Annotated in this window: 17 protein-coding genes; 2 read left to right on the top strand and 15 right to left on the bottom strand. The window is 64.1% G+C overall.

All coding sequences use genetic code 11. The features are described from left to right. Nucleotides 1-60: 60 nt before the first annotated feature. The 10 genes from HNQ95_RS00520 to HNQ95_RS00565 form a co-directional block, all read right to left on the bottom strand. Complete coding sequence (locus HNQ95_RS00520) at nucleotides 61-1,020, bottom strand: GlxA family transcriptional regulator (RefSeq protein ID WP_182573242.1); 960 nt, start codon at nucleotides 1,018-1,020, stop codon at nucleotides 61-63. 31 nt (nucleotides 1,021-1,051) lie between these two features. Next, nucleotides 1,052-2,218, bottom strand: a complete 1,167-nt coding sequence (locus HNQ95_RS00525; protein ID WP_182573243.1) for an MFS transporter — start codon at nucleotides 2,216-2,218, stop codon at nucleotides 1,052-1,054. A 205-nt stretch (nucleotides 2,219-2,423) separates the two neighbouring features. Next, on the bottom strand, nucleotides 2,424-2,819 hold the full coding sequence (locus HNQ95_RS00530) for a hypothetical protein (protein ID WP_067960030.1): 396 nt from the start codon (nucleotides 2,817-2,819) through the stop codon (nucleotides 2,424-2,426). Nucleotides 2,820-2,871: 52 nt separating this feature from the next. Next, nucleotides 2,872-3,714, bottom strand: coding sequence for a DUF930 domain-containing protein (locus HNQ95_RS00535; protein WP_312874154.1), 843 nt, complete (start codon nucleotides 3,712-3,714; stop codon nucleotides 2,872-2,874). Nucleotides 3,715-4,342: 628 nt separating this feature from the next. Continuing rightward, complete coding sequence (locus tag HNQ95_RS00540; RefSeq protein WP_067960024.1) at nucleotides 4,343-5,131, bottom strand: inositol monophosphatase family protein; 789 nt, start codon at nucleotides 5,129-5,131, stop codon at nucleotides 4,343-4,345. Continuing rightward, entirely contained in the window at nucleotides 5,128-6,150 is a 1,023-nt protein-coding gene (locus tag HNQ95_RS00545) for a sugar phosphate isomerase/epimerase family protein (protein ID WP_246340520.1), read from the bottom strand. Before HNQ95_RS00545 ends, HNQ95_RS00540 begins: the two co-directional genes overlap by 4 nt. Nucleotides 6,151-6,202: 52 nt before the next feature. Then, nucleotides 6,203-7,261 carry an ABC transporter ATP-binding protein gene (locus HNQ95_RS00550; RefSeq protein WP_067960018.1) on the bottom strand — a complete coding sequence of 353 codons (1,059 nt, stop codon included), beginning with the start codon at nucleotides 7,259-7,261 and terminating at the stop codon, nucleotides 6,203-6,205. Nucleotides 7,262-7,263: 2 nt separating this feature from the next. Further along, nucleotides 7,264-8,052 carry an ABC transporter permease gene (locus HNQ95_RS00555; RefSeq protein WP_067960015.1) on the bottom strand — a complete coding sequence of 263 codons (789 nt, stop codon included), beginning with the start codon at nucleotides 8,050-8,052 and terminating at the stop codon, nucleotides 7,264-7,266. After that, nucleotides 8,049-8,933 carry an ABC transporter permease gene (locus tag HNQ95_RS00560; RefSeq protein WP_182573244.1) on the bottom strand — a complete coding sequence of 295 codons (885 nt, stop codon included), beginning with the start codon at nucleotides 8,931-8,933 and terminating at the stop codon, nucleotides 8,049-8,051. Before HNQ95_RS00560 ends, HNQ95_RS00555 begins: the two co-directional genes overlap by 4 nt. 69 nt (nucleotides 8,934-9,002) lie before the next feature. Further along, nucleotides 9,003-10,109, bottom strand: coding sequence for an ABC transporter substrate-binding protein (locus HNQ95_RS00565; protein WP_182573245.1), 1,107 nt, complete (start codon nucleotides 10,107-10,109; stop codon nucleotides 9,003-9,005). A gap of 220 nt (nucleotides 10,110-10,329) precedes the next feature. Here HNQ95_RS00565 and pdxR point away from each other — a divergent pair, with 220 nt between their 5' ends. Then, nucleotides 10,330-11,802 carry a MocR-like pyridoxine biosynthesis transcription factor PdxR gene (pdxR, locus tag HNQ95_RS00570; protein WP_182573246.1) on the top strand — a complete coding sequence of 491 codons (1,473 nt, stop codon included), beginning with the start codon at nucleotides 10,330-10,332 and terminating at the stop codon, nucleotides 11,800-11,802. A 165-nt stretch (nucleotides 11,803-11,967) separates the two neighbouring features. Here pdxR and betA read toward each other — a convergent pair whose 3' ends face one another. The 5 genes from betA to speB form a co-directional block, all read right to left on the bottom strand. Continuing rightward, nucleotides 11,968-13,653 (bottom strand): choline dehydrogenase, encoded by a 1,686-nt coding sequence (gene betA, locus HNQ95_RS00575; protein ID WP_067966305.1) that lies wholly within the window; start codon nucleotides 13,651-13,653, stop codon nucleotides 11,968-11,970. 79 nt (nucleotides 13,654-13,732) lie between these two features. Further along, nucleotides 13,733-15,202, bottom strand: a complete 1,470-nt coding sequence (locus HNQ95_RS00580; protein ID WP_182573247.1) for a purine-cytosine permease family protein — start codon at nucleotides 15,200-15,202, stop codon at nucleotides 13,733-13,735. Nucleotide 15,203: 1 nt separating this feature from the next. After that, the gene (locus HNQ95_RS00585; RefSeq protein ID WP_154384946.1) at nucleotides 15,204-15,371 is read right to left on the bottom strand and encodes a hypothetical protein; all 168 of its coding nucleotides are present in this window, start codon (nucleotides 15,369-15,371) and stop codon (nucleotides 15,204-15,206) included. A gap of 127 nt (nucleotides 15,372-15,498) precedes the next feature. After that, entirely contained in the window at nucleotides 15,499-17,007 is a 1,509-nt protein-coding gene (locus tag HNQ95_RS00590; RefSeq protein WP_067960005.1) for an aldehyde dehydrogenase family protein, read from the bottom strand. A 13-nt stretch (nucleotides 17,008-17,020) separates the two neighbouring features. Further along, nucleotides 17,021-18,040: an agmatinase gene (speB, locus tag HNQ95_RS00595; RefSeq protein ID WP_067960002.1), complete on the bottom strand. Its 1,020-nt coding sequence runs from the start codon at nucleotides 18,038-18,040 to the stop codon at nucleotides 17,021-17,023. 92 nt (nucleotides 18,041-18,132) lie between these two features. Between speB and HNQ95_RS00600 the strand changes: the two genes are divergently transcribed. Beyond that, the gene (locus HNQ95_RS00600) at nucleotides 18,133-19,065 is read left to right on the top strand and encodes a LysR family transcriptional regulator (RefSeq protein ID WP_067960001.1); all 933 of its coding nucleotides are present in this window, start codon (nucleotides 18,133-18,135) and stop codon (nucleotides 19,063-19,065) included. Nucleotides 19,066-19,125 lie beyond the last annotated feature (60 nt).

Here is a 19,125-nt window from a genome sequence, read left to right on the forward strand (position 1 = left end):
GCCAGCGGTGGCCCGTGGGCTCCAATAGGCACCCAATCGAAATATACCGATGTTACAGCTTCACAGCGCCGGCGATCGACGGGAGGCTTCCGTCGGCGACAGGCCGGTCATCTTACGGAACACCCGGCTGAAGTGCCCGGCATTGGCGAAGCCGGACTGGAACGCCACCTCGCCGACCGGATTCTTGCCGGAGCTCAACAGGCGGGTGGCCAGGCTAATGCGCAGCTTCAGATAGGCGCGCGCGGGGCTGGTTCCGAGCTGACTGGCGAAATCGCGGTCGAGCTGCCGGGTGGACACGCCGACCGACCGGGCTACGTCGACGATCGCAAGCGGTTCCTGGAGGTTGCTTTCCATCACCAGCAAGGCCCTGCGTACCGAAAGCGTCTTCGCCTCGGGGAAAAGCTCGAGATTGGGCTGCACGGCATCGGCATCCCTGACCCTGTCGAGCAGCAAGATGCGCGACGCCTTGGCGGCCGACTGCTCGCCGATGACCCCTGAGACCAGATGGGCCGCGAGGTCTGCGGCGCCTGCCCCGCCCGAGCATGTCGCCCTGTTGCCATCGACGATGAAAAGCCGGTCGCAGGAAGCGTCGACGTCGGGGAAACGGGAGCGGAAATCCTCGATGTGGAACCAGCTCACCGAAGCCCTGTGGCCGTCGAGCAAGCCCATCTCGGCAAGTACGAAGCTGCCGGTGCACAGGGCACCAACGGGAACGCACTTTCTTGCCGCGCTTTCGACGAAGCGCTCGGCCGATGCCGGCAGCGAGTTTTTCCGCCCGAGCAGCCCGCCGACCACAAGGATGTTGTCGTAATCCTCAGGCCGGAGGGCCGGTGCGGTCGGCATCAGCTCGATGCCGGAACTCGCCCGGATGGGCAGCCCCAGCTCGCCGATGATCTGCCAGTCGAAGGCCGCACGTCGGCTGCGGTCACCCTCATCCCCGGCCAGCCGGAGCGTGTCGACGAACAACGACAGCGGCGACAGCGTAAAGTCGCGGGCGAGGACAAATGCGAAGCGCTTCATGCCGGCATAGTCGACCGAAAATTCCGACTTTTCAAACTCCGATGGCTGGTCTCCCCTGCTTGCTTCCGGCGCGCCAGGAAGCAAGCAGGCTCGCCGCTACGGCAATGGCCGCGAGGATGGCGCCTGTCCACGGCAAGGCCGCTGTGGAACCTCGATCGAGCGCCAGCCCGCCGATCGCGGTGCCAAGAGCCACGCCGACATGCATCGCCGACAGGTTGAGGCTGACGCCGGCTTCCGCGGTCTCAGGCCCCGCGCTGATCAGGAAGCTCTGCACCACGGGCGAGATCATCCAGCTGATGCAGGCCCAGACCATCATCAGGCCGAGGAACGCCATCGGCATGGAAGAGACGGCCGGAATGGCAAGCAGGACGGCCATATAGGCAAGCGGGACGACAAGGATCGCGGCACGCGGCGTGACGACGTCCGTCAGCCAGCCGCCGAGATAGCCGCCGCTGACGCCGGCCACGCCAAAGGCCACGAAGATGGGTACGAGCGTGTCGTCGTCGAAGCCGACCGCGTCGACGGCATAAGGTACGAGATAGGCAAACAGGACGAAGTGACCACCTATCATCAGGATCGACACCAGCTGCCCGGACAAAAGCCGCAGCGACCCGACATGGCGACGATAGCCCGCCATGTCGCGCGGCCCTCTGCTTGAAACAGGCAGCAATAGCTGGCAGAGCGCAAGAATCGACAAGGCCAGCAACGCCAGCGCCAAGAACACGATGCGCCAGCCAAACAGGCTGCTGATCAACATTCCGGCGGGCACGCCCAGCACCATCGACCCGCTGATTCCCATGAAGATCAGGCCGATTGCCCGTCCGCGCCTGTCGGGCCCGGCGAGCTCGGTCGCCAGCATGGTGGCCACGAGACAGGCGGTCGCGCTTGCCGCTGCCATGGCGATGCGTGTTGCAAACAGCACCGCGATGCCAGGACTCAAGGCTGCAGCCAGATTGCTCAGAACGAACGCCGCCAAGGCGAAAACGAGGATCGTCCTGCGCTCCATGCACCGGGTCAGCACAAGCGCTGCCGGCGCGGCGAGCGCAAAGGTCAACGAAAAGACGGCCGTCAGCTGACCGGCAAGCCCAAGCGAAACGCCAAGGCCCAAGGCAACATCGGGAAGAATGCCGATGACGATGTTTTCGGCCGTGCCGGTGGCGAACGTCGCCAAAGCCAGGAGAAAGATGCGAGGGTCCATATTCTGCCTTCCGAGACATGGCCGCACCATGCCGGGAAGGAAACAACTGTCCCGACACAGCACGTGCTTGTCGGGTTTCGAGGCTGAGCTTCGGTTATCCCTCTGCGAAGTTGATACCACGCGACCGCACCAGAGTGGAAGAGTGGCTTCGCGGCTGGTCGCCAAACTCAGCCAGTTCTGCGGGAGAAGAGTTCCAAACGGCTGGCTACGCCTCAAGAATTCTCAGCATTGCCTCGCGTTCATTGTCATCAACCTCCCCATCAATGATGTCGCCGATCTCATCGAGCCGCCCGATGACTTCCACGATCAAATTTTCGTCGAGTGCATCGTACTCGATATCGATTGGGCGCACTGCGCCACGGACACCACCGGCGATGTAGCCACGCCGGGCAAATGAAGCCCACTGCTGGACAACATCGGCACTGCAATGACCGCTGCGCCATGACTTCAGCACCTTTGCCAAGGCTGGTCGCGCGATGGTTAGTTGAGGCAGCCTAGCAGCCGCATCGAGCAGATCAGCGTGGCTGGCTGCCTTGAGAACAGGGATTCCGCTTAGGTCGCCTGCCACTATGGCCGTAATCGTCATTTCCAGAGTCTTCATTTCGAACCGCCGTTACTCAAGGCCAGTATCGGGAACCGTTTTCCGGCAAGGCCTAGTCGTTTGCCGGGAGCCCCAGCCGCGCCCACTCACCGGGCGGGATCGTCGCTCCGACGCGGAAGGACAAGGACCGGATCGTTGTCGCCTCGGCATCGACCTCGCATCGGAAGCTCAAGGCGTGCCATGCCGTGCGCGTGCGGAAGGCCGCCTCCGGAACGTCGAGCACATTGCCGCGCCTGAGCGGGACGAGAGGCACAAGGTCGGGAGAATAGGAAGCGTCGACCAGTCGCCGTTGCAGCGCGCTGGCGCAGAGTTGGGCGGCCCGCTTGTCGCGAGGCAAGCCGGCCATCGCCGTCGTGCTCAGTGCAGCACCGGTAGCGCCTTGCGATTGCGGCCTTCGAACCCCCGGCAATCCCGAAAAGGGCTGCGAGGCGGCAGCGTTCGCATTGCCGGAGGCTGGGGCCCTGGCCTTGCCGCTTCCAGGTTTATGGATCTGCGCAAGACTGGGTTTCGACGTATTGGCGGGCCTGGGCTCAGGCGCCGTGGCCATGGCGGGCAGCGCGATCTCGCCGTCAGCGCCGATGGCGCCCAACGGCGCTGGCTCCGACGCTGCCTGCGTGTCGGCACCCTCCGTCAGTCCCTCCTGCTTGTCTGCTTCCTGCTTGCCATTGTCCTGGTTTGGAGCTGGCTCGCTCTCCGCGTCCTGAACCGCCCCGAAATCCTTTGCAGCCGCCGCCTGCTTTGCGGCGTCATCGGCTGCATCGGGCCGTTCCTCGGAAGGCGCCTTCACAGTCTCGTCCTTTGCCGGGGACGGCGCGGTGTCCTGCACGCTGCCGCTCTCCGGAGACTTGCCGGAACCGGCATCCTTGTCTCCGAACCTGAAGACAGGCTTCAGCACCTCGATTTGCGCCGGCTTGGTCGGCGATGTCTCCGGCGCCGGCGACCGCTTCGGCTCCGCAGGCTTTTCGGCTTCGGCCTTCGCGGGAGGCGGAGGAGCCGGTTTCGGCTTCGGCTGTGCTGGCGGCGGCACGAGAGTGACGTTTACCGCCTCCTCCTGCTGCTGTTCAGGAAGCCTCGGCTGACTGTAGGCCAGCATCACCGCGATCAGAAACCCATGCAGAATCAGCGATGCGGGCCAGGCCCACAGCAAATCCCGACGCAGGTTTCTTGCCTCATCCGACATGCCGAGCGATGTGCAGTGAAATATTGGCGGCATCAAGCATGATCGTCGGCATCACGCAAAATAATGGCTGGACTCCCCGGGTAAGAAAGTGCTTGACGCGGGGACCATTCGTTGCAGTCGCGTTGGCAGATCTGTCTCGATGGGATTGCCGGCTTGGCCATCAGCTGCTTGACGCGGTCCGCGAATACACGCCATCTCTGATGTCAGCCAGTCGCATGACGGTTGGCTCGCCTTGCCGTGCGGATATTTGCGCACTCGTCCCCATCGGCATGAGACGACCATTGGCCGCGACGTCCAGCAGTCGCCAACCAACCCTTTTGCGCCGACCCGCACGACTGAAAAATCAATCGCGACAAAGGATCTGCAAAGCGGCCCGGTGGAGCTCGGCGTTCGCCGCCATCAGCACCGTGGCGTAGTTTCGGGCATTCCGGAGCGGCTGCCCTTGCCAGTCGGTGACGAGGCCGCCAGCGGCCTGCACGATGGGCATTTGCGGGAGGATGTCGTAGTCGAAAACATCGCTTTCGACGAGGAGATCGATGCCGCCGAGCGCCAGTAGTCCGGCAGCATAGCAGTCGTGCGACAGCCGGGTGAAGCGGACGCTGGCGGCAAGCGCCGAGAACCGATCATGGCGTGGCCGGTCGAACTGTTCGAGCGCCGAGGTGTAGAGGATCGCCTGATCGAGTGCGGTTCTTTCGCTGGTGCGGATCGGTTTTCCGCCGAGGGTCGCGACACCTGCCGCCCCGACCCAGCGTTCTCCCGTGATCGGCTGGTTGATGATGCCGAGCACCGGCTCGCCGTGATGGAGCAGTGCGATCTGCGTGCCGAAGGCGAGCGAACCGGAGACGAAGGATTTCGTGCCGTCGATCGGATCAAGCACCCAGACCCACTCGGCATCGGTGCGGCAGGCGCCGAGCTCCTCGCCCCTGATGCCGTGATCTGGGAACTCTCTTTCGATCATTCGCCGCATCGCGGCTTCGGCGTCCCGGTCGGCAATGGTGACGGGGCTGGCATCGGCCTTGGCGTCGATGGCGATGGGTTGGCGGAAATGCGGTCGGATCACTTGGGCAGCGGCATCCGCCATCGTATGGGCGAGCGCCAGGTACGCCGGGGGGCAGGCAGGGCCCTGGTTCATTGTGGCATCCTTTCAGCTTCGGTGGCGATCTCATCCAGCATCGCCCTGACGGTTTCGACCTGCCGGTGGGCAGCGTGGACCTCCCGTTGCAACCGCTCTGCAAGCTGGCTGGTCCCAATGTCGGTGAAGCTGGCTGAACGAGCGGGGATGAAAGGATCGGCCTCCTCAGCGGCGAAACGCAGGGCGGGAGCGAAATAGCCCTCTTCTTCCTCCAGCCCGAAGGCCAGGACCTGCGGACGGTCATCGCCAAGTAGAAGCAAGTCGACGAACATCGCCTGCATCGGCAGGTGCCCGCCGCCCGACTGACAGGCGAGATGCGCCCAGCCGCCACGATCAGGCATGACGAGACAATCCTTGACGTGAACCTCGGTGACATGGGGCGACTGTGCGTCGAGCGCCGGCAGCGGCATTTCATAGGCATTGATCATGTTGCCGAAATCGAACAGCAGGCTGAGGCGAGGATTGGCCACGGCCTCCAGGATGTCGATCAGCTCATCCGACTTGAGGTCTTCATGCTGCTCGAGCGTAAAACGCAGCTTCCCTTCGGGGTCGAGGGCGGTCAACCGGCGAAGGTCTGCGATCGTCCAGGCGACGATGTCGGAAACGCGGCCCTCATAGCGCGGATAGCAGCGCAACGAGGTGGCACCGGTGGCAAGAGCGATCCGCACCGCATCCGCCAGCCCGGCCGCATCTGTCGTGCTGGTCTCGACATGCAGCTCCAGCCCAAGATCGCTCACCGCCGTTCCGTAGGCACGCAGCGCCGCGTCGGCCATTCGGGCAAGACTTGCGCCTTCGCCATCCTCAACATGGACCTTCACGCCGAAAAGCCGCTGCTTCCTAGCGAATTCGGCAAGATGCAGCGGCGTCATGCCGCCGAAGCGCATGTTAAGATGAAAGGCATAGGCATGGGCGAAGAGCGGCGCGCTCCTTGCTCGTGCGGCGAGCCGGGTCCGGCTGTGCGCCGGAAGTTGCGCGATGCGCGCGCGCCAGTCGGCGGACGGCGCCGTGTCCCAAGGCATGTCGATCAATATGCCAGCTCCTCCGCTGGTGATTTCAAAGCTTCGAGCCCCATCAGGCGGCGAGTACCAGAAGGTCGCGATGCGACATGCTGATATCGACCGGCGCACCGATCAAAGGTGGCAGCCTGTCGGCCTGATTGAACGTGTCGAGCGCGATGGAACCGCCGCCTTCCACCGAGACGCGGACACGGATCACGGGCCCAAGGAAATGCACTTCGGCGATCCGCCCCGGCAGGACGATGTCGCCTCCCCCGCGCCCGAGCGTCACCGTCTCAGGCCGCAGCGCCAGGCTGATGCGCTCCCCGGCTCTGCCCGGCGATGCTCTGTCCAGTGTCACCGGCACACCGGCCAAGCGGATGTGGCCAGCCGCGGCGTCGACCAGATCGGCATCGATGAGGTTCAGCGTGCCGACGAATTCGGCAACAAAGCGCGTCGCCGGCCGGTTGTAGATCTCGAACGGCGTACCGATCTGGTCCGCAACGCCCTGATGCATGACAACGACGCGGTCCGACATCGACAGCGCCTCCTCCTGGTCATGGGTCACGAAGATCGTGGTGATGCCGAGGTCGCGCTGGATACGGCGGATTTCGTCGCGCAGGCTGACGCGAATCTTCGCATCGAGCGCCGACAGCGGCTCGTCGAGCAACAGCACCTCAGGCCGCGGCGCGAGCGCGCGGGCGAGCGCCACGCGCTGCTGCTGGCCGCCGGAGAGCTGGAAAGGATAGCGGCTGCCGAGTTGTGGCAGGCCGATCAGCTCCAGCATTTCGGCAACCCGCCGTGCGATCTCCGCTTTGCCTTGGCCGGCCACCTTGAGGCCGAAGCCGACGTTCTCCGCCACCGTCAGGTTCGGGAAGAGTGCATAGGACTGAAACACCATGCCGATCTTGCGCCGGTTTGCGGGCAGAGCGGTGACGTCGCGTCCGTCGATGCTGACGGCGCCCGACGTCGGCGCCTCGAAGCCGCCGACCATGCGCAGCACGGTGGTCTTGCCACAGCCGGAGGGCCCCAAGAAGGACACGAACTCGCCCTTGTCGATGCCGAGGGTGAAATCCTTCACGACGCGATGCGCGCCGAAGGACTTTTGCAGATGGCGAATGTCGAGAAAGGACACGGTCAGCGCCTCGCTGTCGAGAATTTGGAAAAGCGGGTGAAAAGCTGGATCAGCCCCATGCAGGCCCAGGTGATCGCGAAGGCGACGACGGCGAGCGCCGAGGGCTCATAGGCCCGGTTGCCGCCCATCCAGACCATGTAGGGGCCGAAGGAATTGACGTTGAGCAAGGCAGCGAAGACGTACTCGCCGATGACGATGGCGAAGGTCAAGAAGGCCCCTGACAGAACCGAGACGAAGACGTTCGGCAGGATGACGACCGCAAGGATGCGCGCCCAGCCGGCACCGAGCGACTGCGCGGCCTCGGTGAGACTGGCGATGTCGATGGTGCGCAGGCCCGTGTCCACCGAGCGGTACATGTAGGGCAGCGACAGCACCGCATAGCCACAGAGCAGCAGGATGTTCGTGCCCCACCAACTCCCCGTCAGTGGCAGCACGGACGAGGTGTTGTAGATGCGGATGTAGCCGAAGACGATGACGATGGGCGGGATGACCAGCGGCAGCAGCGTGATGAATTCGATGGCCGGCCGAAGACCAGGAAAGCGGAGACGCACGAAATAGGCGGTGGGCACGACGAGCAGGATGCCGAGGATGATGGTCAGCAAGGCCAGCGCGACCGAGTAGCCGAAAGTCTGCTGGAACTGGGGATCGGCGAGCACGACGCGATACGCTTGGAACGAATAGACGCCACGCTGCATGCGCATGGAGAAGTCGAACATGCCGACGAGCGGAAGCAGGAAATAGAGCCCGCCTAACGCGACGGCGAGCCAGGACCACAGCTGTCTTCCCGTCATTTGAGCCACCTTTCGGCACGCATGCGCAGGAGGATGTAGATGCAGTTGGCGATGGCCGTCAGCACGATCATGGCAAAGGCGATGGCGTAGCCGAGGTGGGGATCGTTGAGCACGTCGCCGCGGATCTGCGCGAAGAGCACGATGGGCGCGATCGATAGCGAGGAACCTGTCAGCGCAATGGCGGTGGCGACTGCTCCAAAGGCATTGGCGAAGAGCAGCGCCAGCGTGCCGAGCAGCGAGGGCCACAGCACCGGCAGCGCCACCATCCGCCAATATTGCGCACCGGAAGCCCCGAGGCTCTCCGCCGCCTCCCGCCACTCACGCCTTAGCCCTTCCAGCGCCGGCGTGATGATCAGCACCATCAACGGGATCTGGAAATAGAGATAGGTGAGCGCGAGGCCGAGGAAGGAAACGACGTTGAAGCCGCTGCCATAGAGATTGATGCCGAACCAGTGGCGCAGCAGCATGGTGACGAAGCCAAGGCGTCCGAGCGTCGCGATGAAGGCGAAGGCAAGCGGTACACCAGCGAAATTGGAGGCGACGCCGGAAAAGGTGAGGATGGCATTGCGCAACGGGCGCGGCAGGCCGCCGAGGGTGATAGCCGCTGCGATGAGGAAGCCGAACAGACAGCCAAGCACCGCCGTCAGCAGGCTGAGCTCGATCGAGATCCAGAAAGCCGACAGGATGGAGGGCGAGAGCAGCTTTCCGAGGTTCTCCAGCGTGACCTGCCCCTGCGGGTTGCGGAAGGCGCCGACCACGATATTGAGTGTCGGCAAGATCAGGAACAGCAGGGCGAAGAGGAAGAATGGGGCAACCCCGAACCAGCTGAGCACCTGCCTCGGCTGCCGCGCCGATGGCAGGGATAGGGTTATTGTCGTCATCCGATTGCTCCCAACGGGCGCGATGGCCGAAGGCCTGCCGTGAGCAGGCCTTCCCACAGTGTGCGCGGCTTACTTGATGTTGGCGCCGACGACCTTGTCCCATCCGCCGGTGATGGCGGTCTTGTTGGCGTCCAGCTCTTCGACAGCCGGAAAGATCGCCTTTTCGTAGGCTTCGGCCGGCGGCAGCTTGTCGAGCAGTTCTTGCGGAAACTTTCCGGCCTTCAGCATGGCGGCGAAGCGCGCCGGGTGGCAGTAACCTTTCAGCCAGCCGGTCTGGCCTTCGTCGGAGTAGAGATATTCCATCCAGAGTTTTGCCGCGTTCGGATGGGGCGCATAGGCGGAGATCGCCTGGACATAGACGCCGGCCACAACGCCGCTCTTGGGCACGACGACGTCCATCGGCGGATTGCCGTTCAGCGCGTCGCGCCAGGCAAGCAGGTTGTAGTCCCAGGCAGCGACGATCGGCGTCTGGCCCTGCGCGATCGTGCCGGCCTTGCCGAGCACCGGAACGAAGTTGCCGGCCTTGTTCAGCTCGGCAAAGAGCTCCAGTCCCTTGGAGCCGGATTCGGCGCCGGGCTTGGCACCACGCGAGATGCCGGCTGACATCAGTGCCAGGATCGCCTGCGCCGAGGAACGCGGATCGCCGGTGAGCGCCACGGCACCGGAATATTCAGGCTTGGAAAGATCCGACCAGTCAGCCGGCGCCGTCGCCAGCAGGTCCTTGTTCACGCCAAAGGCCATGACGCCGTAATAGTCGCCATACCAGTAGCCGTCCGCATCCTTGATGTTGTCGGGGATCTCGTCCCAGGTGGCCACCTTGTGGGGCTGGAGCAAGCCCTCCTTGGCAGCGGCCGGCGCAAAGGCGAGGCCGAGATCGACGACGTCGGGGGCCTGCGAGCCGGTGTTGCCCTTGTTGGCGCGGATCGCTTCCAATTCATCGGCCGTACCGGCATCGGGGTTCAGTTCGTTGACCGTGATACCAGGATATTTCGCCTTGAAGCTGGCGATGACCTCACCGTAGTTGCACCAGTCATGCGGCAGGGCGATGACCGTCAGCGTGCCCTCCTTGGTGGCGGCGTCGACGAGGTCCTGCACCGGCTCTGCCCGAACAACTGTCGGCAAAGCCGCCGCGAGGGCGAGCGCGGACACGAATGCGCGCGAGATGAAGCGGTTCATGAAGTCCTCCTGTTGACCGTCGGCGACGGTTCGTGGGCGATGCGTTGATCCATGCGTCCGGTCGTCGGCCCTGCCGTGCGCACCGGTTCCCCTGGCACCCGTCTGCGTCCTCTGGGGCTGCATCGGTGTGTTCTCGTGTAGGCAGAGCATGTAACAATTGGACAACAATCAAACGTCCATTATCATGCATTCGACTAGACCAATTTGGAGGGACATAAGCTTGGCCAAGCAGTTCGAAGGCCCGATCCTGCCCTTCCTTCGCCTCGAAGGGTCCGCCTCCCTGCCAAAGTTCCGGCAGGTGCAGGACCAGTTGCGCACGGCGATCCTGCGCGGGCATTTGCGGGCGGGCACGCGTCTGCCGGCGAGCCGCATCCTGGCCCAAGAATTGGGCCTGTCGCGCCAGACACTGGTTCGCGTCCTGGAAAACCTGAAGGCGGAGGGCTATCTGGAGGCGCGGCAAGGCGCCGGCACATTCGTTTCCATCGCCCTGCCCCGCCAGCCATCGCAGCCGCGCGCCGCGCAGCCGCTTGGCGAAACACCGCCGCGACTGTCGCGGATCGGCACGCTGGCGGGCGGCGTGTCGGCCGAGATCGATAAGATGGAGCATCGGCCCTTCCTGCCCAACCAGCCGGCGCTCGACCGTTTTCCCTTCGCCCAGTGGCGGAAATGCTGGAACGCGGTGACGCGCGGCGGCAAGGCCGCCATGGGCTATGGCGATGTCGCGGGGGAACTGGTACTGCGACAGCGGATCGCCGAGTACCTGGCCCTGCACCGGCGCGATCCCTGCGACCCTGAGCAGATCATTATCACACCGGGAGGACACGCAGCCTTTACGCTTGCGGCGCTGGCGCTCGCCGATCCCGGCGACGGCATCTGGTTCGAGGACCCAGGGCCCGTTACCACCAGCAACCTGTTCCGTACGCTTGGCCTGGAACTCTGCCCCGTGGATGTCGATGCGGATGGCATGGATGTCACAGGTGCCATGGCGCGCCACCCCCATGTGCGCCTCGCCTTCGTCATGCCCTCACGACACCATCCGCTTGGGGTGACGCTTTCGCTGCCGCGCCGGCTTGCACTGCTGGAATGGGCGCGGACAAACGATGCCTGGATCATCGAGGACGACTATGACAGCGAGTTCCGCTATGACGGCGCGCCGCTGCCCTCGATGCGCTCCATCGATAGCCACGGCCGGGTGATCTATGCCGGCAGTTTCAGCAAGGCGCTCTATCCCGGCATCCGCATCGGTTATCTCGTGCTGCCTCCGACACTCGTCGGCGCCTTCCGCAACCTGGCCGGCCTCATTCATCGCAGTGCGCCGGTGGAAACCCAGCTCGTGCTGGCCGAGTTCATCGGCGGCGGGCATTTCGCCAGCCACCTGCGCCGGATGCGCGGGCTCTATGCCGAGCGTCGCGACGCCTTTAAGGAAGCGGGCCAAGTGGCCCTCGCCGGCCTCGCCCGCATGGACTGTTCCGAGAGCGGGCTCAATGCGCTCGCCTGGTTGGACGGCGGGCGAGAAGACCGGCTAGCCCACCGCGCGGTGATCGAGGCCGGGCTCCAAAGTTATCCGCTGTCCGACTATGCGATCGGCCCGGTAGCCCGGGCCGACGCGCTCATTCTCGGCTATGCCGGTGTTCCGGCAGAGCGCATGAAGCCCTATCTCGGCCGCCTCGCCGAGGCACTCGTCCGGATGTGAGGCCGCCGCGATAGAGCTGTCACGAACACGCCGGTGAAGCAGGCTCGCAACCGGCGAAAGAACGCCTCCACGAAGGCCGCCTGATCGAACTCCTCCGGTCCGCCATCCCGTCGGCAAAGCACATAGCCAATTCCACGTTCGACCATGCTGGCCTCCAAAAACGGCTCAGTGTTGGACGGCACGTACCGGATTGCGGCTGCGCTGGCTGACCCCGACACCGGGGGCGATGCCCACCTGCGCATTGGACGCTGCGAGCAGCGGTTTTCCACGCACGATGTCGGAAGCCCGTTCGGCGAGCATGATGGTCGGCGCGTTGAGGTTGGCGTTCGGCTCGGACGGGAAGACCGAGCTGTCGATCACCCTGAGCCCTTCGACGCCACGTACCTTGAGGTTGCTGTCGACGACGGCCATCGCGTCCTCCCCCATGCGGCAGGAGCCGCAAGGGTGGTAGGTGCTCTCCATCGTCTCGCGCACCCAGGCGTCGATCTCGTCATTGCTACGAACGTCCTTGCCCGGAGCCATCTCCTCACCACGGAACCTGTCGAAGGCCGGCTGTGCGATGATCTCGCGCGTCAACCTCAGACAACGACGGAAACCTTCCCTGTCCTCCTCGCGATCGAGATAGTTGAACAAGATGTCGGGCTGCTCATGCGCTTCGGGTGACCGCAATCGGACATAGCCACGGCTCTTGGGCTTGTTGGGGCCGGTCAGCACCATGAAACCGTGCCCCTTGAGCGGCTTCTTGCCGTCATAGCGCATCGCTGCCGGCAGAAAGTGGAACTGGATGTCGGGCCATTCGAGCGATGCATCGGAACGGATGAAGCCGCCGCTCTCGAAATGGTTGGAGACCGACAACCCCTTCTTGAACAGGATCCATTCGGCCCCGATCAGCGCCTTGCTCAACAACCCCATCTTGCCGTTGAGCGTAATCGGCTCCTTGCAGGCATACTGTATGTAAACCTCGGAATGGTCCTGAAGATTTTCACCGACGCCGGGCAGGTCATGCAGCACCGGCACGCCGGCCTTTTGCAGCACCGCCGCAGGCCCGATGCCGGAGCGCTGAAGGAGATGCGGCGAGCCGATCGGGCCGGAGGAAATGAGCACCTCTCGGCTCGCCTTGGCCACGACGCGTTCGCCGCCGAGTTCATACTCGACACCGATGGCGCGCTTGCCCTCGAGCAACACGCGACGCGTCATGGCATGGGTGACGACAGTGAGGTTCGGGCGGCTCATCGCCGGCTTGAGATAGGCATTGGCCGTCGACCAGCGTACACCGTCCTTGACGGTCATGTGCATGGCGCCGAAGCCCTCCTGCATCTGCCCGTTCGGATCCGCCGTCGTGATGTAACCAGCCTCGTGGCCGGCATCGACAAAGGCCTTGTAGAGCGGGTTCTGCATCTTGTTGCCGGCATTGGTGGCGAGCGGACCACTGTCGCCGCGATAGGAATCACCGCCCTCTTGCCAGCTTTCGGCGCGCTGGAAATAGGGCAAGCAATTGGCATAACCCCAGCCGCGCGCGCCGAGCTCGGCCCATTCGTCGAAGTCGCGTGCGTGGCCACGCATATAGACCAGTCCGTTGATCGAGGACGAGCCACCGATGACCTTGCCGCGCGGGCAGTGCACCTGCCTGCCGTCGAGGCCGGGCTCCGGCAGGGTCATGTATTTCCAGTTGTACTTCGTGCCGTTCATCGGGATCGATAGTGCCGTCGGCATCTGGATGAAGATCGAGTTGTCGCTGCCGCCATATTCCAGCACCAGTACCTTGCAGGACGGGTCCTCCGTCAGCCGGTTGGCCAGGACGCAGCCGGCCGAACCGGCGCCGATGATGATGTAGTCGAAGGTGGCATCCATGGCGGTCATCCCGATGGGTTTCGGATCACTATTGGGTACGGGGTTCGAGGCGGCGCGTGGCCCACCTCGATGTAGGGGCTCAGCGTCGGGGGTAGTTGCCCCAGCCGGCGCCGCGGGCGAACAGCCTGGTGAGCACGTAGTGGACCACGCCGGCCGCCACGCAGGACGGCACTGAGGCGGTCAGGTACTTGAAGGCCGGAATGCTCGCGAGCGTCTGCGGGTTGAAGATCGCAACGTAGACGATGAAGCCCATGGCAAGTGCCGCGAGCCCGATCGGGTTGAATCCTGCCCAGAAACGGTACGGACCGCTTTCCTGCGGACCATGCAGGCTACGCATGTCCAGCTTCTGGCCGCGCAGGAAGAAGTAGTCGGCGATGCCGATGCCGGCGAGCGCGGAATTGAGCGCCGACGTCCAGACGAGGAAGATGAAGAAACCGTCATACATCTGCGGGTAGAAGATCACGAGGCCGAGCGGGATGAGGCAGAACAGGAACAGGATCGTGCTCCAGGAAATGGCGCGCACCGACGCCGTTCCCACCTGCCTGAGACCGACGATGGAGGTGTAGAGAATGTTGGCCATCGAGGTCATGTTGGCGAAGGCAACAAAGAGCAGAGCGATGATGCCGATGATTGGACCTGCGATCTTGGTCATCCAGATCGTCGGGTCGCTTTCACCCAGGGCAACGGCGGCGAGCAGGCCGACGATTTCGCCAAGAGCCGCGGCGCCGAAGATACCCAGAATGTTCGGCCAGAAGGCGGTGCGCTCGTTCTTGGTGAGACGTGCCAGGTTGCCGATATAGGGCCACCAGGAGAAGCCGGCAGCAAGGTTGACTTCAACGGCGATGATGAAGTTGAGCGTGTTGTCTTCGAAGGGCGGAGCAAGCGCCGGCATCTCAAGCAGCTCAGCAAAGGATCGTTGCTGGAGGATGAGGTAGAGCATTACGATCATCAGGATCACCAGCGCGGGCGAGACGACCATGTTGAAGAACTTGATCGAAGTCGGCCCCTTGGCGACGATGAACCAGGTGACGAGGATCGCGCCAATCGCGGCGATGACCATCTTGATGCCGGTCGGATTGGCCGCCTCGCCTGCGCTGAGCGCGGCCAGCCCATCAATCGAGCGGCCGAACATCATGGCGAGCACCGCGAGCCAGCCCATGGTGAGCACGACGACAGCGAGCACATAGACGATGCGGCTGCCGTTGTAGCCGAACTGGCTGCGCAGCGCGACGAACTGCTCGATGCCATAGCGACCGGAGAGCGGTGTTGTGGCGAGCGCCGTCAGCACGACACCGACGATGTTGCCGATGACGATGGCCGCGATGCCTTCCTTCGGCCCGACGAAGAGGCCGATGGCACCGCCGATCAGGAATGCCCAGGTGGCAATGGCAAGCGCCGAATTGGCGTAAGTGAACTCCCAGAAGCCCCAGAGGCGTTCGGAAGGAAGCAAAGGCGCATCGCCTCGTTCGGCGGCAGCGCGATTGCGGGCGGCCTCTTCCTGCTCAGTTTCGATGGCGGCAAAGCCGCCGCGGCTGACATGGTCGGTCATTTCACGCCCCCCAGATCCAGAATCCGACGACCAGAACAAGCGTCAGGGCGGCCATGCCGGCGTAGTCGAGCGTGGTCATCACCCCTTCGAAGCGGCCGCCAGCCTCGATGTCCTCATAGATGCGGGCGCGCCGCTCGAGTTCTTTCTGCCAGGCGATATCTGTTTCCATTGTTGTTCCCCTTTCGCGTCGCGCCTTCGGCGTCTATCCGCGATGCATGCGGCTCCATCAGCCGCCGATCTTGCCAACCGGCCGCCCATGGGCGACGGCCGGAGAATTGCTCATCAGGCCGAGCACCTCATGGCAGCGTGATCCACACGGCCTTGGTCTCCATCAGGTAGTCGAGCTGCTCGGGACCCAGGTCCTTGCCAAAACCCGAGGCCTTGAACCCGCCGAAGGGCATGGAAGGATCGATCGTGCTGTGGGCATTGACGTAGATCGAACCCGCATGCAGGCGCGGGATCAGCCCGTGCACCCGCGACAGGTCATTCGAGTAGATCGCAGCCGCCAGGCCGAACGGCGTGTCGTTGGCCAGGGTAACCGCATCATCGAGATCGTCGAATGCGTCGGTCACCAGAACGGGGCCAAAGATCTCCTCGCGGACGATCGTCATCTCGGGCTTGCAGCGCGCGAAGATCGCCGGTTCGATGAAGTGGCCCGGCCGGTCGAGGCTCACGCCGCCATGGATCAGTTCGGCGCCTTCGCGGCGGCCGGCCGCGATATAGGACGAGACGACTTTCTTCTGTTGCGCCGAGACCAGCGGGCCGATGTAGCAGTCGCGGTCGAGGCCAGGCGCGATCTTGAGCGTCTTGGTGACGGCGACCAGTTCGTCGAGGAAGGCGTCATGCACCGAGCGCTGGACATAGACGCGCGTGCCGGCGTCGCAAACCTGCCCGGAGTTGAAGAACACGCCGTTCACCACCGCCTTGGCGGCACTCGCGATGTCGGCATCGTCCAGAACGAGCACCGGCGACTTGCCGCCGAGTTCCAGCGTGACATGCTTGAGATTGCCGACGGCGGTGCGGCCGACCTCCTGGCCGACCGGTGTCGAACCGGTAAACGTCACCTTGTCGATGCCGGGATGCGTCGACATAGCCGCGCCGATCACACTGCCGCGGCCCGTCACGATGTTGACGACGCCATCAGGGATGCCTGCCTCCTGCACCAGTTCGGCAAAGCGCAATGTGGAGAGCGAGGTCAGTTCGGCGGGTTTGACGATAACGGTACAGCCGACTGCCAGCGCTGCCGCAAGCTTCCAGGCCATGGTCTGGAGTGGAAAGTTCCACGGCACGATGGCCGCGACCACACCCAGCGGTTCCTTACGGGTGTAGGCGAGATAGTTGCCGGGAATGGACGGCTCGACGGTGCGCCCATGCAGCTTGGAAGGCCAGCCGGCAAAGTAGCGAAACGTATCGACCGTGCCCTGGATGTCGATCTCGCGGGCAAAGGTCACCGACTTGCCCATGTCGATCGCCTCGATCTCCGCCAACTCGTCGGCATGGAGCTCGATCAGGTCGGCAAGGCGGTGCAGCAGGCGCTCGCGCTCAAGCGGCTTGAGGCGGCGCCAGGCACCGCCATCGAACTGGCGGCGGGCGGCATGGACGGCCCGGTCGAGATCCTCGGTCGTGCCGGAAGGCGCGCGGCCGACCAGACCGCCGGTCGAAGGCTCGAAAATATCGAAGGTCGCGCCGTTGCTGGCATCCACCCAGGCGCCGTCGATGAACATCTTTTGCGGCTTCGCCAGAAACCGCCGGGTCGCGTCGCTGACACCATAGTGGTCGAGATAATTGCGGACGTTGTCGTCCATGTATTCCTCCTTCTCAGCCGAAAACCGCGAGCGGCCGGCTCTCCTCAGTTCCTCGTTCGGCGTTGGTTTGCCTGGCATGCATGACGCGGCCGATGAGGTTCATCAGCACCTGTGCCGCCAGGATGGCGGTACCGCCTGTTTGGTCGTAGTCGGGGGCCACCTCGACCAGGTCGATGCCGACGATGGTGCCGCGCTTGGCGAGTGCGGCCAGGATCTCCAGCACCTCGTAATAGATGAAGCCGCCATGCGAGGGCGTGCCGGTGCCCGGCGCGATCGAGGGGTCGAAACCGTCAATGTCGATGGTGACGTAATAGCGCGCGCCGGCGGGAACACGCTCGGCGACGGCGGCACTTCCCAGGGCGCGGATCTGGCGCACCGACAGGATGTCGGAGCCCATCTTGCGCGCGTCCTCGTATCCCTCTTTGGCGGTGGACGAGACGTTGCGGATGCCGAGCTGCGACAGGCCGCTGACATAGGGCTTTTCGGCGGCGCGGCGCATCGGGTTGCCGTGGCCGTAGCGCACGCCGTGGCGCTCGTCGACGAAGTCGAGATGAGCGTCGATCTGGACGATGTGGATCGGGCCGTTCTCGGCGCAATCGTCGGAGAAGGCGTTGATGCAGGGAATATTGACCGAATGGTCGCCGCCCAGCACCACCGGCAATGCGCCGGCGGCCAGGATCTTGCGCACGCCGAACTCGATGTTGGCGTGGCTCTTCATCGTGTCGGTATGGACGATGTCGGCGTCGCCGATGTCGACGATGGAGACCTCGCCGCTGGGCAGGTAAGTGACATCGTCCTCGTGGTCATAGGCGCCGCCATGGCCGAAGGAGAACAGCGTCGAAGCCTCGCGGATGGAACGAGGGCCGAAGCGGGTGCCGGCCCGCCACTGCGTGCCGCAGTCGAAGGGCGCGCCGAGGATGGCGACATCGGCGTCGATGGCGTCCCAGTCGGGCTGGTAGGGATACTTGCCGAAGGTGCAGATGCCGACGAACGGCAGGTTCAGACGTCCGGTTTCATAGGAATTGCTGGCCATATGCCCTCCTCCAAAGGTCGGAGGAGTGTGCCAAATGCCGATACGTTTAAAAGTATCTATGATTGGATGTTTACTTGTGCATTAATCAATGAATGATCAACAAGGTCCGCCATCGCGTCCTCAACCTCTCGCTTGGCGATGCGGAACTCAGGCTGCTGCGCGTCTTCGCCTCCGTCGTGCAGCACGGCGGCTTTTCCGCAGCGCAATCGGCGCTAGGCATGACCCAGGCGACGATCTCCACCCACATGCGCCACCTCGAGGAACGGCTGGGCTTGCGCCTGTGCAGCCGCGGGCGCGGCGGCTTCGAGCTCACCGACGAGGGGCGGCTCGTTTATGACGCAGCGCTCGAGCTCTTTGGGTCGCTCGAAAAGTTCCAGAGCCGCATCGGCGAGGCGCAGGGGGAGCTGACGGGCAATCTCAGCTTCGGCACCGTCGATGCCATGATCACCAACCGCGACCTCGACCTGCAGGGAGCATTGGCCGCCTTTCACCGCGCCGCGCCGCGCGTTCATCTGGAAATCGACGTCGCCGCACCCCAGGTGCTGCACCAGGGCCTGTTGAACGGCGCCTATCAGATCGTCCTGATGCCGTCGGTCGGTAGTGTCACGCCGCATTTCCGCACCCAGGCAGCCTTCTCCGAGGTCCAGAAGCTCTACTGTGCCGAGGGCCACGCGCTCTTTGCCGTCCCCGACGCCGACCTCACCGACGACCACCTCGCCGCCCAACCCTTCGCCGGCCGCACCTACATGCTCAACGAGACGATCTGCGGGGTGAGCTTCACCTGGGCAGCTGCGACGCCTCATATGGAAGGCACCCTGTTGCTGCTGCTCTCCGGTGCCTATATCGGCTTCCTGCCCGACCACTATGCCGACGAATGGGTTCGCACGGGCCGCCTCCGGGTGCTGGCGCCCGAGCGCATGGTTTTCGAGGATATGTTCCACATAGCCTATCCCCGCAACAAACCTTCGCGCGCGGCCGAAACCCTTGCGCAGACCATCACGGAATCGGTGCGCAAGCCGCATTGACATCAATCCGGGTCCCGCCTGTCGGCATACCGCCCTGCCCTTCGACGACTGCGCCCTCGT

This window comes from Aminobacter ciceronei (genome assembly GCF_014138625.1).
Lineage (GTDB): Bacteria > Pseudomonadota > Alphaproteobacteria > Rhizobiales > Rhizobiaceae > Aminobacter > Aminobacter ciceronei.